The following is a 14,959-nucleotide window of genomic DNA, read 5'->3' on the forward strand; positions in this document are numbered from 1 at the left end:
GACTGATCCTGAACCTACCTGCAGGGGCCCGGTTGCGCAATGAGTTGGACCAACGCGGGGTCACTTATGGCCCGTTGAACACCTCAACATGGGCCATAAGTGACCCCGCGTTGCTTTAGGAAAGCAGCCCCGCCAGAGTCTCCTCCGCTGCGGAACGCAACGCGGCAGCAGTGGGGCCGGCCGCGAGAATTCCCCGGCTGGAAGTGGCCAGGACAGCCGGGTAAGCCGAGCCGAAGGTCGCACGCAGATCCGCCGGCGTGGCACCCTGCGCACCCAACCCGGGCGCGAGGATTGCGCCGCGTACCGGGCCCAGGTCGATGTCCAGATCCGTCAGGGCGGAGCCGATGGTCGCGCCCACAACCAAGCCAACTGAACCCAGGGACCCTTCGTAGCGCCCATTCTCTGCAGTTGCTTCGGCAACGATCCGCCGCGCGACGGAATCGGAGCCACCGACGTGCTGGACGCTCTTGCCCTCCGGGTTGGAAGTCAGGGCGAGCACAAACACTCCCCTGCCGTACTGGGCGGCAAGGTCCAAGGCCGGACGCAGCGACTCAAAGCCGAGGTACGGGCTCAACGTTACTGAGTCCGCGGCCAAGGCTGAACCATCGCGGAGCCAGGCATCGGCGTAGGCGGCCATTGTGGAGCCGATGTCGCCACGCTTTGCGTCCGCGATACTGAGCACACCGGCCTCCGTCGAAGCGGCAAGGGTCCGTTCCAGCACCGCCATGCCGGCAGAGCCATGGCGCTCGTACAAGGCCACCTGCGGCTTGACCGCGGCAGCGAGGGAAGCCACGGCCTCCACGACGGTGAGCGAAAAGCGCTCCAGCCCGGCGACGTCGTCGTTCAATCCCCAATCCGCCAGCAAACTGGGGTGGGGGTCGATGCCGACGCAGAGCGGACCGCGGTCAACCATGGCCGCAGCCAGCCGGGAGCCGAAGGACTCCCGGACAGGCTGCTGGCTTTCAGGCGTGGTGCCGGACTCAGGCATTGGCAGCTTCCAGGGAAGCCGTCAGGTTGGCAGCGTGCTCCTGCAAGCTGGTCACCGACCACTCGTAAGTGCGCAGTGCCTCGATGGCTTGGACCGCGGCGTTGAACTCAGCCACGGTGGTGATGCAGGGAATTCCGATCGACGTTGCTGCCGCCCGGAGTTCGTAGCCGTCGCTGCGTGCCTCGCCGCCGGAGGGCGTGTTGAACACCATGTCGATCTCGCCGGCGACAACCAGATCAGCGATGGTGCCTTCGCCTTCGGCACTGCTGCCTTCGGCAACCTTGCGGACAGGAGTTGCCTGGATGCCGTTGCGGCGCAGGACGTCGGCCGTTCCACCGGTGGAGACGATCTCGAAGCCGAGGTCGGACAGACGCTTGACGCCCATGATCACCGAACGCTTGTCACGGTTTGCCACGGAAACGAAGATTTTGCCTCCGGTGGGCAGCGCGTTGTTGGCGCCGGACTGGCTCTTGGCGAAGGCGGTGTCGAAGTGCTTGTCGATGCCCATGACTTCACCGGTCGAGCGCATTTCCGGGCCCAGGAGGGAGTCAACAACCTTGCCCGCCGGGGTGCGGAAACGGCTGAACGGGAGGACGGCTTCCTTCACGGCAACCGGAGCGTCCAGCGGAAGGGTGGAACCGTCGCCGGTCTCGGGCAGCATCTTGTAGGCGCTGCGGAGCTGGTTGATGGTCACTCCGGTACCGATGAGCGCTGCGGCCTTGGCCATCTGCACGCCGGTCGCCTTGGAGACGAACGGAACCGTCCGGGAGGCTCGCGGGTTGGCTTCCAGCACGTACAGGACATCCGATGCCAGGGCGAACTGGATGTTGATCAGGCCGCGGACACCAACGCCTTCGGCAATCGCACGGGTAGCTTCACGGACACGCTCGATCACGTTGTTGCCGAGGGTGATCGGGGGCAGCACACAGGCGGAGTCACCGGAGTGGATACCGGCTTCTTCGATGTGTTCCATGATGCCGCCGAGGTACATGTCGGTGCCGTCGAAGAGGGCGTCGACGTCGATTTCGACGGCGTCCTCCAGGAAGCGGTCGATCAGCACCGGGTGGTCCGGGGTAATCTCCGTAGCGTTGGCGATGTAGCGCGACAGGTTGGCCTCGTCGTAGACGATTTCCATGCCACGGCCGCCCAGCACGTAGGACGGGCGGACCAGGACCGGGTAGCCGATCTCATCGGCGATCTTCTTGGCGTCCTCGAAGGAGACGGCGGTGCCGTTCTTCGGTGAGGTCAGGCCGGCCTCATCCAGGACCCGGGCGAAGGCACCGCGGTGTTCGGCGAGGTCGATCGCTTCGGGCGACGTGCCAAGGATCGGCACACCGGCGTCGGCAAGCTGCTGGGCGAGCTTGAGCGGAGTCTGGCCACCGAGCTGGACGAACACGCCCATGACTCCACCGGTGCGCTCTTCAGCGGCGATGACCTCGAGGACGTCCTCAAGGGTCAGCGGCTCGAAGTAGAGGCGGGTGGAGACGTCATAGTCGGTGGAGACAGTCTCGGGGTTGCAGTTGACCATGACGGTCTCGTAACCGGCCTTGCGCAGCGCCATGGAGGCGTGGACGCAGGAGTAGTCGAATTCGATGCCCTGGCCGATGCGGTTGGGGCCCGAGCCCAGGATGATCACGGACGGCTTGGAGTGCAGGCCGACTTCGTCTTCCTCGTCATAGGCCGAGTAGTGGTACGGGGTGTAGGCGGCAAACTCGGCTGCACAGGTATCCACCGTCTTGTAGACCGGGCGGATGCCAAGGGCCTGGCGGACACCACGGACAACGGCTTCGGAGTTGTGCGTCAGGGCACCGATCTGCTCGTCCGAGAAACCGTGGCGCTTGGCGTTGCGAAGCATGTCCGCGGTGAGGACGCCCGCCTTCCGGATCTCCTGCGCGGTCTCATTGAGCAACTGAAGCTGGTCCAGGAACCAAGGGTCGATCTTGGTTGCCGCGAAGAGGTCTTCCACGCTTGCGCCACCGAGGAGCGCACGCTGCACCTGGTGCAGGCGGTCGGTGGTGGGACGCTTGGCCTTCTCGATGAGTTCGGCAACTTCGTACTCAGGCACGGAGCTGAAGTCCAGCTGAGAGCCCTTCTGCTCCAGTGAGCGCAAGGCCTTCTGGAGGGCTTCGGTGAAGTTGCGGCCCATGGCCATCGCTTCGCCCACAGACTTCATGGTGGTGGTGAGCGTGTTGTCGGCCGCCGGGAACTTCTCGAACGCGAAGCGCGGAACCTTGACCACCACGTAGTCCAGGGTCGGTTCGAAGGAAGCCGGGGTCTTCTGGGTGATGTCGTTGGGGATCTCGTCCAGGGTGTAGCCCAGGGAGAGCTTGGTGGCGATCTTGGCGATGGCGAAGCCGGTGGCCTTCGACGCCAGCGCAGAGGAGCGCGAAACACGGGGGTTCATCTCGATAACCACCACGCGGCCCGTAGCCGGGTCGATGGCGAACTGGATGTTGCAACCACCGGTGTCCACGCCGACTTCGCGGATGACGGCGATGGCGACGTCGCGCAGCTTCTGGTACTCACGGTCCGTGAGGGTCAGGGCGGGCGCAACCGTGATGGAGTCACCGGTGTGGACACCCACGGGATCGAAGTTCTCGATGGAGCAGACCACAACGACGTTGTCGTTCTTGTCGCGCATCATCTCGAGCTCGTATTCCTTCCAGCCAAGGATGCTCTCTTCGAGCAGGACCTCGGTGGTGGGGCTGTACTGAAGACCCTGGCCCACGATGCGGCGGAGATCGTCCTCGTTGTAGGCGAGGCCGGAACCGAGGCCTCCCATGGTGAAGGACGGGCGCACAACCATCGGGTAACCCAGGTCCTCGGCGGCCTTGAAGGCCTCATCCATGGTGTGGATGATGTGGCTGCGGGCAGACTCGGCGCCGCAGCGCTCCACGACGCCCTTGAACTTCTCACGGTCTTCGCCAAGTTCGATGGCCGCGATGTTGGCACCGATGAGTTCGACGTTGTACTTCTCCAGGACGCCGTTCTTGTCGAGGGCAATCGCTGTGTTCAGTGCGGTCTGGCCGCCCAGGGTGGGCAGCACGGCATCCGGGCGCTCCTTGGCGATGATCTTCTCGACCACCTCGGGCGTGATGGGCTCCACGTACGTTGCATCGGCGAACTCGGGGTCCGTCATGATGGTGGCCGGGTTGGAGTTGACCAGGATGACCCGAAGGCCCTCCTCCTTCAGGACCCGCAGTGCCTGGGTACCGGAGTAGTCGAACTCAGCCGCCTGGCCGATGACGATGGGACCGGAACCGATGACAAGGACGCTCTTGAGATCTGTACGCTTGGGCATTACTTCTTGTCCTCAGTCTTGGAGTCGGTGGTGGTGGCGGGGGCGGCGGCTTTGGCATCGGCCATGAGGTCGATGAAGCGGTCGAAGAGGTACGCGGCGTCGTGCGGGCCGGCGGCGGCTTCAGGGTGGTACTGGACCGAGAAGGCAGGGATGTCGAGGCAGGCGAGGCCTTCAACGACGTCGTCGTTCAAGGAAACGTGGCTGACCTCCACACGGCCGTAGCGCTCCTCGGGAGCCACAGTGGAGCCGTTCAGCGGTGCGTCCACGGCGAAGCCGTGGTTCTGGGAGGTGATTTCGACTTTGCCGGTGCGGCGGTCCATCACTGGTTGGTTGATGCCGCGGTGACCGTAGCGCAGCTTGTAGGTGCCAAAGCCCAGGGCACGGCCCAGGATCTGGTTGCCGAAGCAGATACCGAAGTACGGCAGCTTCTCGTCCAGCACCGAACGCAGCAGCGAAACCTGGTGGTCGGCGGTGGCGGGGTCGCCAGGTCCGTTGGACATGAAGAAACCGTCGGGGTTGACGGCGTTGACGTCCTCGAGCGTGGACGTGGCGGGCAGGACATGCACGCGTACGCCGCGCTCGGCGAAGCGCACGGGAGTCATGGCCTTGATGCCAAGGTCCACGGCGGCGATGGAGAACCGCGGCTCACCTTCCCAGCCGTGGTCCTTGGGGTCTACGACGTAGGCCTCGTCGATGGAAACTTCCTCCGCCAGGGCCGAGCCTTCCATGGGGGCACTGGCCAGGACTATGTCCAGCAGTTCCTTATCCGATGCCTGTGCGGCCTCGCCGGAGAAGATGCCTGCGCGCATGGTCTTGTGCTCGCGGAGGTGGCGGGTGATGGCGCGGGTGTCCACGCCCTGGATTCCGACAATTCCCTGCTCGACCAATTCCTCGTCAAGGCTGCGCTCGGAGCGCCAGTTGGAGGGGCGGCGGGCGGCGTCGCGCACGATGTAGCCTGCAACCCAGATGCGGCGGGATTCAGCGTCTTCGCTGTTGACGCCGGTATTGCCGATGTGCGGCGCCGTCTGGACAACCAGCTGGCGGGCGTAGGAGGGATCGGTGATGGTCTCCTGGTAGCCGGTCATACCGGTGGCGAAGACGGCCTCACCGAGCGCGGTGCCCTGGGCGCCGTAGCTGCGGCCGCGGAACATGCGGCCGTCTTCGAGCACCAGCACTGCTGCTGTGGGGGTGGTTTTGGTGGCTGAGTTACTTTCCGTCACTTTATTACTTTCCACTATCGGCATCTGCCTGAGGGGCTGCGGAGATCAATTCTTTGAGTGCTTCGAGGAGGAGCGTCTTGTCGGCTGAGTGCCTGGACCGGAAACCGGTGTCGAGTTCCCGGTCGCCAAGTCTCCAGCTGATGACCAGGAGTCCGTCCTTTTCGACGAATTTCCCGGCCATGCCGTTGGCTTCACGGGTCTCGACCAGGGCTCGACGAGGGATGAACACCGGCTCGGCACCGCTGCGGTCGAACAGTACGCCTTCAGCGTGGATGCTCAGTTCCGCGTTGGTCCGGATGCCCAAGCCCTGGACTGCGATCCGGTCCAGCCAGTCCCCCGCCGTCGTGGTGGTCACATACTGGCCATCGGCGACGACGCTGGCGGGCGTCAGCTGCTCCGGCACCCCGGGGAGGCGTTCGACGTCGGCTTGTCGCCGCAGCCGGTTTCGCCACCCCAGCCAGATCATCGCCAGGACGACGACGATCAGCGGCACCGTGATGAGCACGGTCAGTGTCTGGTTGTTCATCAGCTGCTGCTGACTGCCGGGTGCTTGTACGGCGTATTGAGGCGGCCTTCGAGGACTGTCGGGTGGCCCTTGTAGAAGGTCGCCACCACGGATCCGGGCAGCTCCTTGCCCTTGAACGGTGAATTGCGGCCCATGGTTGCCATTTTATGGGGGTCAACGGTCCAACGCGCAGCCGGGTCCACCAGGATGACGTTGGCGGGCTCGCCAACCTCAAGCGGGCGGCCTTGGTCGGCGACCCGGCCGATGACGGCGGGAGTGAACGAGGTAACCCTCGCGAAGTCCGCCCACGTCATAAGTCCGGTTTCGATCATGGTTTCCTGGACGACAGACAAGGCCGTTTCCAGGCCCGTCATGCCCATGGCCGCCTGCGCCCACTCGCATTCCTTGTGCTCGCTGGGGTGCGGCGCGTGGTCGGTGCCGACGACGTCGATGGTGCCGTCCGCCAATCCTTCGCGCAGGGCCTGGACATCGGCATCGGTGCGCAACGGCGGGTTGACCTTGTACACGGGGTCGTAGCTGCGGACCAGCTCGTCCGTCAGGAGGAGGTGGTGCGGGGTTACCTCGGCGGTGACGTTGATACCGCGGGCTTTCGCCCAGCGCACGATTTCAACGGAACCGGCCGTGGAGACGTGGCATACGTGCAAACGGGAACCAACGTGCTGGGCAAGCAGGACATCGCGGGCAATGATGCTTTCCTCGGCAACAGCCGGCCAGCCGGTCAGACCCAGGACCGCCGAAACTGATCCTTCGTTCATCTGGGCCCCGGCGGTAAGGCGCGGTTCCTGCGCATGCTGGGCCACCACGCCGTCGAACGCTTTGACGTATTCCAGCGCACGGCGCATCAGGACGGGATCATGAACGCAGATGCCGTCGTCGGAGAACATCCGGACCTGGGCGCGGGAGTCTGCCATGGCACCGAGCTCTGCGAGCTGCTCGCCTGCAAGTCCCACAGTGACCGCCCCTACGGGACGGACATCCACCCAGCCGGACGCACGGCCCAGGCTGTGGACCTGCTCGACGACGCCGGCGGTGTCGGCTACGGGGTTGCTGTTGGCCATGGCGTGGACGGCGGTAAAGCCACCCAAGGCAGCGGCGCGGGTACCGGTCTCGACGGTCTCGGCATCTTCGCGGCCAGGTTCACGCAGGTGGGTGTGGACGTCAACCATGCCCGGCAGGGCGATAAGACCCTTGCCGTCGATGACGGTGGCGCCGTCCTCGGAAAGGTCGGTACCTACTGCGGCGATAACGCCGTCGCGGATCAGCAGGTCCTGGGCGTCGCCGCCGAGGATCGCGGCCCCGCGGATGAGGTAAGTGTTCTCGGCCATCAGTTGCTCTCCTTGCTCGACGGGCTCGCGAAAGCCGGTATGGCGGTGGTTATCGGGGCTGCCTCGCGGGAGTCCCCGGAGAGCAGCAAGTACAGGGCGGCCATGCGCACGGAAACACCGTTGCGCACCTGGGCCAAAACTGTCGAACGTGGTGAGTCCGCTGCGGCGGAAGAGATCTCCAGGCCGCGGTTCATCGGTCCCGGGTGCATGATGATGGTGTCTTTCATGCCCAGCTCGTCCAAGGTCCGCAAGCGGGCGTCGTCGAAGCCCCAACGTCGCGAATATTCACGCGTGGACGGGAAGAACGAGGCATTCATCCGCTCGCCCTGGACGCGAAGCATCATCATCGCGTCGATGCCGCCTTCCAGCGTTTCGTCCAGGTTGTAGCTGACCTTGCAGGGCCAGTGCTCGACGCCGATGGGCAGCAAAGTGGGGGGCGCCACCAGTGTGACCTCCGCGCCCAGGGTTTTCAAAAGCCAAACGTTGGAGCGGGCCACGCGGGAGTGCAGCACATCGCCGGCAATGGCTACGCGCATGCCCTTGAGGTCGGCTCCGGTGGAAGCGACGCCGTTGAGCTTGGACCAATGCCTGCGCATGGTGAACGCGTCCAGGAGCGCTTGGGTGGGGTGTTCATGCGTGCCGTCGCCTGCGTTGATGACGGCTGCGTCAATCCAATCGGTGGCAGCGAGCCGGTGCGGCGCGCCGGAAGCCCAGTGCCGGATGACGACGGCATCCGCGCCCATGGCTGCGAGGGTTTGGGCGGTGTCCTTGAGGGATTCGCCCTTGGAGACGGAGGATCCTTTGGCCGCGAAGTTGATGACATCAGCGGAGAGCCGTTTGGCAGCGGCTTCAAAGGAAATTCGCGTGCGCGTGGAGTCCTCGAAGAAGAGATTCACTACAGTGCGGCCGCGGAGGGCAGGCAGCTTTTTGACCTCGCGGTCCCCCACCGCGGACATCTCCTCCGCGGTATCGAGGATACGGATCGCATCTGCTGAGACCAGGTTTTCCGTGGAAAGAAGGTGCTTCACTTACCCGCCTCGATTACTACCTCGTTGACGGGAAGGCCATCCACGGAGTCGGTTTCTTCCAGGTGCACGCGGACTTTTTCGGCAGAGGACGTGGGAAGGTTCTTGCCCACGTGGTCGGCGCGGATGGGGAGTTCGCGGTGGCCCCTGTCCACCAGGACCGCAAGGCGGACAATCCGGGGGCGGCCGAGGTCAACCAAGGCGTCCAGGGCGGCGCGGATGGTGCGTCCGGAATACAGGACGTCGTCAATCAGCACGACCACCTTGTTGTCGATTCCGGACAAGGGAAGCCGGGTGTGGTGCGGTGGCCGCGTGGGCTGGTGTGAGAGGTCGTCACGAAACATGGTGACATCCAACTGACCGACGATTGCTGCGGCGTTTACCGTGGGGTCGGCTGCTGCGATCTTGTTGGCGAGCCGAACGGCCAGTGGGTAACCGCGGCTGGGAATGCCCAATAGAACCAGGTCCTGCGAGCCTTTGTTGGCTTCGAGGATCTCGTGGGCGATACGAGTCAGCGCACGGTCAATATCCGCCTGGTTGAGGACAACCCGCGACGGCAGGTGCGCAGAAGTGACTTCAGTCATCGCTCGTCTCCCCTTTCCCCGCCTCACGGGACGGAATTAAAAAAGGAATATTTGCTCCTCAAAACTATCACAGCGGGCCCATGGCCACCGATCGGGTCAGCGCCGGGACAGTGAGTTTAAGCTCACACTTCGCCCCGTGGAATAGGCTCGTTTCCATGAGCATGAATCACCCAGGCCAGTACGGCGGACAGCCCCACCCGGGTCCCTACCTGGAGCCGGGGGCGAACCCTACGTGGATCGGACACGTCCAGCCCGGGAATTACCAGCCGGCACCGGGCAACCGGGCTCCGCTTCCGCAGCAGACCTGGGCGATGCCACCGGTACGGCGCAGCTGGGGCACGCTGCCCTTGTTGATCGTTGGCGCGGTCCTGGCCCTGGGGAGTCTTTTGCTGGTGGTTCCGTTCCTGCTGGGCAATACCGGCGTTACCGGATTCGTCATCGGTTTCCTGGTGTCCCTGATTCCGTTGTCCATCGTCCTTTTGACCGTGCGCCTTATTGATCGCTGGGAGCCGGAACCACCCCGGCTTCTCTGGTTCGCCTTTACTTGGGGCGCAGCAGTGTCCATCGCCGGCACACTCTTGATCCAGCCGATCTTCGCATTGGCTGCACCCACCTCCAGCGAAGAAGCCTTCGCCTATTTCATGGCCACGGTCCAAGCACCGATTGTGGAGGAGTTCACCAAGTCATTGGGTCTTCTGGTCCTGATCCTCGCGGCCCGGAAGTACTTCGACGGCCCCGTCGATGGAGTGGTTTTTGCCTTCACCATCGCCGCTGGCTTTGCCTTCACGGAGAACATCCTCTACTTCGGTCGTGAAATAGCCTCCTCCAACGACCCCGGCACCGACCTGGTACGCATCTTCATCCTGCGGGGGGTCATGTCACCCTTTGCCCATGCTGTCTTCACCGGCACAACCGGGTTGATCATGGGCTTTGCCGCCCGCAAGTGGCACCCCGGATACGCGGTCCTGGCCTTCTTCATCGGCCTGCTGCCCGCGATGTTCCTCCACAACCGCTGGAACAGCATGGGCCAGAACTTCCTGGCCGAGTACTTCGTCGTCCAGGTGCCCATCTTCCTGACGGCAGCCGTGGGCATCATCCTGCTTCGGCTCGCCGAGGGAAAGCTGACCCGGCAGCGACTTCTTGAATACGCCCGCGCGGGATGGTTCACGCCCGCGGAGGTGGAAATGCTGGCCACAACAAGGGGAAGGCGCCAAGCACTTCGCTGGGCGGCCTCACGGGGACGCGGCCCCCAGATGAAAGCCTTCATCAAGGGAGCAACAGCCTTGGCTTTCACCCGCCAACGGATCCTGAGCGGCCGCGACGTCCATGCGCACCAACGCGACGAACTCGAACACCTTCATGCAGTCCCGGCATTGCGGGCTGCGGTCCTCCAGTAGGCCATATTAAGAAAGATGGACCCTCCCCGGTTTCCCTGGGAGGGTCCATTAATAATTGCCGCCTGGCCGGCTACGCCAGCAGGGACGGCTTGAGCTTCTGGAGACGGCCAAGCAATCCGTTGATGAAGGCCGGCGACTCGTCGGTGGACATCGTCTTGGCCAGGGCCACGGCTTCGCTCACCGCCACTCCGTCGGGAACTTCGTCATTGTAGAGAAGTTCCCAGGCTCCGATGCGGAGAATGATGAGGTCCACCGAGGGCATACGCTCAAGGGTCCAGCCTTGGGCATAGGTCTCAAGGAACTCGTCGATGGTTGCCTGCATGGACACAACGCCTTCCACGATCTCCACCGTGTAGGGATTGATGACCAGGTCTGTCTTCTCCCGACGCGCAGTCAAAGCGTCAAAAGCCGAAACTGAGCGCTGCTCCGCTTCGAAAAGTACTTCCAAGGCCCTGCTACGGGCTTTACCGCGGGCGCTCACTAGTCGTTGACCCGGCCCAAGTAGCTGCCATCGCGGGTGTCGACCTTGACCTTGGTGCCCTGCTCCACGAACAGCGGAACCTGGATCTCGTAGCCGGTTTCAACTGTGGCCGGCTTGGTTCCGGCCGAAGAGCGGTCGCCCTGCAGGCCAGGCTCAGTGTAGGTGATTTCGAGCACAACGCTCGGAGGCAGCTCGATGTACAGCGGCGTGCCTTCGTGGATGGCGATGTTGACCATCTGGTTCTCGAGCATGAAGTTGGTGGCGTCGCCAACCGTTGCACCGGACACGGTGATCTGGTCGTAGTCCTGGGTGTCCATGAAGACGAAGTCTTCGCCATCCTGGTACAGGTACTGGTAGTCGCGACGGTCGACGGTCGCGGTTTCAATCTTCAGGCCGGCGTTGAAGGTCTTGTCGACCACCTTGCCGGACATGACGTTGCGCATCTTGGTGCGGACAAAGGCGCCACCCTTGCCGGGCTTGACGTGCTGGAACTCGATGATGTTCCAGAGCTGGCCCTCGAGCTTCAGTACGGTCCCGTTCTTGATGTCGTTTGTGGTTGCCACTCGTATCCTCTGGTTAATCGCACTGGTTCCAGCTGCCAGCTATCTATGCCAAGCAGGCGTGCCAATCGGCGCGCCAGCGCGTATTTATCAAAAATCCAAAAACCATTCTACCGTCAAATGCGGAGCTGCCTTGCAAAGGGTGTTCCAGGCAGCCTTCAGGACGCCAGTTCCATGACGTCACGGGCCCGCTGCAGGGCTACCGCCGAGGAGTAGATCAGCGCGGCATCGGCAGCCATGGCCACCCTCAGGTCCAACGCCTTGGCGAACTCCTCGGATGCTGCCAAGGCGTTGCCGCTGACGAAGTAGGCGCGGCCGAGGTATTGGCGCACTACTGCTTCCTTGGAGGTGCCTTGGACCTCCTGCAAGAGGTGGCGGAACAACTGGACAGCCCGGTCAAGACGGTTGGTGGCACGGTGGACTTCTGCCTCAAAGATCCTCAGCCGGAAAGACTCGGGGTCCTTGTACCGTGCCTCCGCCAGCAGCTCAGCTGCTTCCTTTGGCTGGTTTTCCAGCAGAAGGGCCATGATCCGGTCGGCAGGATCTTCCGACGCCGCAAGCGCGGTCTCCATGACTTCCTCGTTGACCACCACGGGCAAGAGCGTGTCAGGGTTCATCCGGACACCAGGGAAACCGGCGGTAGGCCAGTCACTGACTCCTTCGCGCAGGGCGATCGTCATGATGCGATCTCCTGGTACGCGGCGAAGAGAAGGGACGTGTCGGGGACGTCCAGGATTCCGGGCTTGGCAACTCCGTCCAGGACGACAAAGCGGAGCAGGTCGCCACGGGACTTCTTGTCGCGGCGCATGCCGTCGAGCAGGCCCTGCCAGCGGTCCCGGCGGTAGGTAATGGGCAGGCCAAGGCTTTCCAAGATGGTGCGGTGCCGGTCAGCGTCGGCATCGGACAAGCGGCCGACGCTGCGGGACAACTCTGCTGCGAACATCATTCCCACGGCTACGGCAGCACCGTGGCGCCACGAGTACCGTTCCACCAGCTCGATGGCGTGACCGAGTGTATGGCCGTAGTTCAGGATTTCGCGCAGGCCGGATTCCTTGAGGTCCTGGGAGACGACGTCCGCCTTGACCGCGATGGCGCGTTCAATCAGTTCGCGGACCACCTCGGATCCCGGGTCCATGACAGCGTCCGTGTTCTTCTCGATCAGCTCGAGGATAGCGGGATCGGCGATGAATCCACATTTGATGACCTCGGCCATGCCGGAGATGAGCTCGTTCTTCGGAAGGGTCTGGAGCGTATCGAGATCGGCCAGGACGGCTGCCGGCGGGTGGAACGAACCGACGAGGTTCTTTCCTTCGGCTGTGTTGATGCCGGTTTTGCCGCCGACGGACGCGTCCACCATGCCCAGGAGGCTCGTGGGCATGTGGATGACTTTGACGCCGCGAAGCCACGTGGCTGCGACAAAGCCGGCAAGATCGGTGACAGCACCGCCGCCGACTGCAACGATCGCATCCGAGCGGGTGAAATCGTTCTGGCCCAGGACCTGCCAGCAGAATGCAGCAACCTGGATGTGCTTGCCTTCTTCCGCGTCCGGGATTTCAGCAGTGAGCGCAGTGAATCCAGCGCTCTCCAGCTCGTCGCGGACGGTATCACCGGTCAGGCGGAGGGCGCGGGGGTGGATGACAAGTACCCGCCGGACGCGCTCACCGAGTTTTGCCGGAAGACTCTCCAGCAAACCGCGGCCCACCACGACGTCATAATTTTCGTTGACTGACTGGCCGGTCACCTTGATGACAGTTGCTTCGTTACTCACTTTTCAACTTCCTCTTTCAAGGCTGCATGCTGGCGCAGCCGTTCCTCCAGCTGGAGGCCGATGTCCACCACGGTTCCTGTACGGACGTCCATGACGATGTCCGCCAGCCGTTCGTAGACAGGACGCCTGGTGGCAAAAAGTGCTTCCCAGCGCGTCATCGCGTCGCCCTGAAGCAAGGGCCTGCCGGTGTTCCGCGCAATGCGGTCCGCCACCGTTTCGGCGTCGCACTCCAGGTAGACCACGGTGCACTCCCCCAGCAGTTGCTGAGTCCCGGAGTCCAGGACTGCTCCCCCGCCGAGGGAGATGATCGCCGGCTGCTCCTTGGCAGACTCGATCGATTTCGCCACGGCCCTGGCTTCAATTTCGCGGAAGGCGTGCTCGCCCCGACCAGCGAAGATGTCAGCGATGCTGCCGTGGGCAGCGACGACTACGGCATCGGTGTCCACGAACGGGAGACCAAGCTGCTGGGCAAGCTGCTGGCCTATGGCCGACTTGCCAACAGCCATAGGGCCCACCAAAACAACGGGACGGCCCGCGGAGACGTCCAGGACAGAGCGGATCACTACCGGCCGACCGTGTCCAGGGTTGCCGGGATGTTGTCCAGGTAGCTCTGCAGGTTGCGTGCGGTTTCGGCGACGGAGTCGCCGCCGAACTTCTCGGTGATGGCCTCGGCCAAGACCAGGGCCACCATGGCTTCGGCGACAACACCTGCTGCCGGAACGGCACAGACGTCTGAACGTTGGTGGTGGGCCTTTGCTGGCTCGCCCGTGCTCACGTCAATGGTGCGCAATGCGCGCGGGACCGTGGCGATCGGCTTCATGGCGGCGCGGACACGCAGGACCTCGCCGATGCTCATGCCGCCTTCGATGCCGCCGGCACGGTTGGTCTGGCGGACGATCCTGCCATCCCCATCCTTGACGATTTCATCGTGGGCGGCGGATCCGCGGCGGGAAGCGGTCAGGAAGCCATCGCCCACTTCGACGCCCTTGATCGCCTGGATGCCCATGAGGGCTGCTGCCAGGCGCGAGTCGAGGCGGCGATCCCAGTGGACGTAGCTGCCCAGTCCCGGGGGAAGCCCGTACGCGAGCACCTCAACCACACCGCCAAGGGTTTCGCCTTCCTTGTGCGCAGCGTCTACCTCGGCAACCATGGCGTTGGACGTCTCGCGGTCGAAGCAACGCAGGGGGTCGGCGTCAAGCGCGATCACGTCGCCGGGGACCGGCAAGGGACGCCCCTCGGGGACAGCGACGCTGGCAATGGAAACAGTGTGGCTGACGAGTTCGATGCCAAGCTGCTTCAGGAACTGCGCTGCGACGGTACCGAGCGCAACGCGGGTGGCAGTCTCCCGTGCACTGGCGCGTTCAAGTACCGGCCGGGCTTCGTCGAAGCCGTACTTCTGCATGCCCGTGAAATCAGCGTGTCCGGGGCGCGGCCGCGTCAAGGGGGCGTTCCGGGCCTGGTCGGCCAGGAGTTCGGCATCCACGGGATCAGCAGACATGATCTGCTCCCACTTGGGCCACTCGGTGTTTCCCACCTGGATGGCTACAGGGCCGCCCTGGGTGATGCCATGACGGACGCCGCCCATGATGGTGACCTCGTCCTGCTCGAACTTCATGCGGGCGCCCCGGCCATAGCCCAGGCGGCGGCGCGCCAGCGCGTCACGAATTTGCCCGCTGGTGAGTTCAACACCGGCGGGCACGCCTTCAACAATTCCGATCAGAGCCGGACCGTGGGATTCACCGGCAGTCAACCAACGCAACATATAACCAATCCTGCCATGTAAG

The 14,959-nt window shown here is 63.8% G+C and carries 14 protein-coding genes; 1 reads left to right on the top strand and 13 read right to left on the bottom strand.

The features are described from left to right. Positions 1-115 precede the first annotated feature (115 nt). From pyrF to pyrR, 7 genes are read right to left on the bottom strand one after another with little or no spacing between them, the layout of a single operon-like run. Positions 116-988, bottom strand: a complete 873-nt coding sequence (gene pyrF, locus FDP28_RS01925) for an orotidine-5'-phosphate decarboxylase (RefSeq protein WP_144658925.1) — start codon at positions 986-988, stop codon at positions 116-118. After that, entirely contained in the window at positions 981-4,289 is a 3,309-nt protein-coding gene (gene carB, locus FDP28_RS01930) for a carbamoyl-phosphate synthase large subunit (RefSeq protein WP_144658926.1), read from the bottom strand. Before carB ends, pyrF begins: the two co-directional genes overlap by 8 nt. Next, on the bottom strand, positions 4,289-5,533 hold the full coding sequence (gene carA, locus FDP28_RS01935) for a glutamine-hydrolyzing carbamoyl-phosphate synthase small subunit (protein WP_144658927.1): 1,245 nt from the start codon (positions 5,531-5,533) through the stop codon (positions 4,289-4,291). The genes carB and carA overlap by 1 nt, the downstream gene beginning before the upstream one ends. Next, positions 5,514-6,035, bottom strand: coding sequence for a PH-like domain-containing protein (locus FDP28_RS01940; protein WP_144658928.1), 522 nt, complete (start codon positions 6,033-6,035; stop codon positions 5,514-5,516). Before FDP28_RS01940 ends, carA begins: the two co-directional genes overlap by 20 nt. Continuing rightward, a complete protein-coding gene (locus FDP28_RS01945; RefSeq protein WP_144658929.1) occupies positions 6,035-7,360 on the bottom strand; it encodes a dihydroorotase in 1,326 nt (441 codons plus the stop codon). The genes FDP28_RS01940 and FDP28_RS01945 overlap by 1 nt, the downstream gene beginning before the upstream one ends. After that, positions 7,360-8,388 (bottom strand): aspartate carbamoyltransferase catalytic subunit, encoded by a 1,029-nt coding sequence (locus FDP28_RS01950; RefSeq protein ID WP_144658930.1) that lies wholly within the window; start codon positions 8,386-8,388, stop codon positions 7,360-7,362. Before FDP28_RS01950 ends, FDP28_RS01945 begins: the two co-directional genes overlap by 1 nt. Beyond that, positions 8,385-8,969, bottom strand: a complete 585-nt coding sequence (gene pyrR, locus FDP28_RS01955) for a bifunctional pyr operon transcriptional regulator/uracil phosphoribosyltransferase PyrR (protein WP_144658931.1) — start codon at positions 8,967-8,969, stop codon at positions 8,385-8,387. Before pyrR ends, FDP28_RS01950 begins: the two co-directional genes overlap by 4 nt. Positions 8,970-9,124: 155 nt before the next feature. Here pyrR and FDP28_RS01960 point away from each other — a divergent pair, with 155 nt between their 5' ends. Beyond that, positions 9,125-10,366 carry a PrsW family intramembrane metalloprotease gene (locus FDP28_RS01960; RefSeq protein ID WP_397320656.1) on the top strand — a complete coding sequence of 414 codons (1,242 nt, stop codon included), beginning with the start codon at positions 9,125-9,127 and terminating at the stop codon, positions 10,364-10,366. 70 nt (positions 10,367-10,436) lie between these two features. On the opposite strand, the gene nusB is transcribed toward FDP28_RS01960, so the two are convergent. The 6 genes from nusB to aroC form a co-directional block, all read right to left on the bottom strand. Then, on the bottom strand, positions 10,437-10,847 hold the full coding sequence (gene nusB, locus FDP28_RS01965) for a transcription antitermination factor NusB (RefSeq protein ID WP_144658933.1): 411 nt from the start codon (positions 10,845-10,847) through the stop codon (positions 10,437-10,439). After that, entirely contained in the window at positions 10,847-11,410 is a 564-nt protein-coding gene (gene efp, locus FDP28_RS01970) for an elongation factor P (RefSeq protein WP_011774957.1), read from the bottom strand. The genes nusB and efp overlap by 1 nt, the downstream gene beginning before the upstream one ends. Before the next feature lie 155 nt (positions 11,411-11,565). Continuing rightward, complete coding sequence (locus FDP28_RS01975) at positions 11,566-12,087, bottom strand: tetratricopeptide repeat protein (protein WP_144658934.1); 522 nt, start codon at positions 12,085-12,087, stop codon at positions 11,566-11,568. Beyond that, the gene (gene aroB, locus FDP28_RS01980) at positions 12,084-13,175 is read right to left on the bottom strand and encodes a 3-dehydroquinate synthase (RefSeq protein WP_144658935.1); all 1,092 of its coding nucleotides are present in this window, start codon (positions 13,173-13,175) and stop codon (positions 12,084-12,086) included. The genes FDP28_RS01975 and aroB overlap by 4 nt, the downstream gene beginning before the upstream one ends. Further along, the gene (locus FDP28_RS01985; RefSeq protein WP_144658936.1) at positions 13,172-13,738 is read right to left on the bottom strand and encodes a shikimate kinase; all 567 of its coding nucleotides are present in this window, start codon (positions 13,736-13,738) and stop codon (positions 13,172-13,174) included. Before FDP28_RS01985 ends, aroB begins: the two co-directional genes overlap by 4 nt. After that, on the bottom strand, positions 13,738-14,937 hold the full coding sequence (gene aroC, locus FDP28_RS01990) for a chorismate synthase (protein WP_144658937.1): 1,200 nt from the start codon (positions 14,935-14,937) through the stop codon (positions 13,738-13,740). Before aroC ends, FDP28_RS01985 begins: the two co-directional genes overlap by 1 nt. Between the last annotated feature and the right edge of the window lie 22 nt (positions 14,938-14,959).

It is taken from the genome of Paenarthrobacter nicotinovorans, assembly GCF_007670255.1.
In the GTDB taxonomy this organism is placed as follows: Bacteria; Actinomycetota; Actinomycetes; order Actinomycetales; family Micrococcaceae; genus Arthrobacter; species Arthrobacter nicotinovorans_B.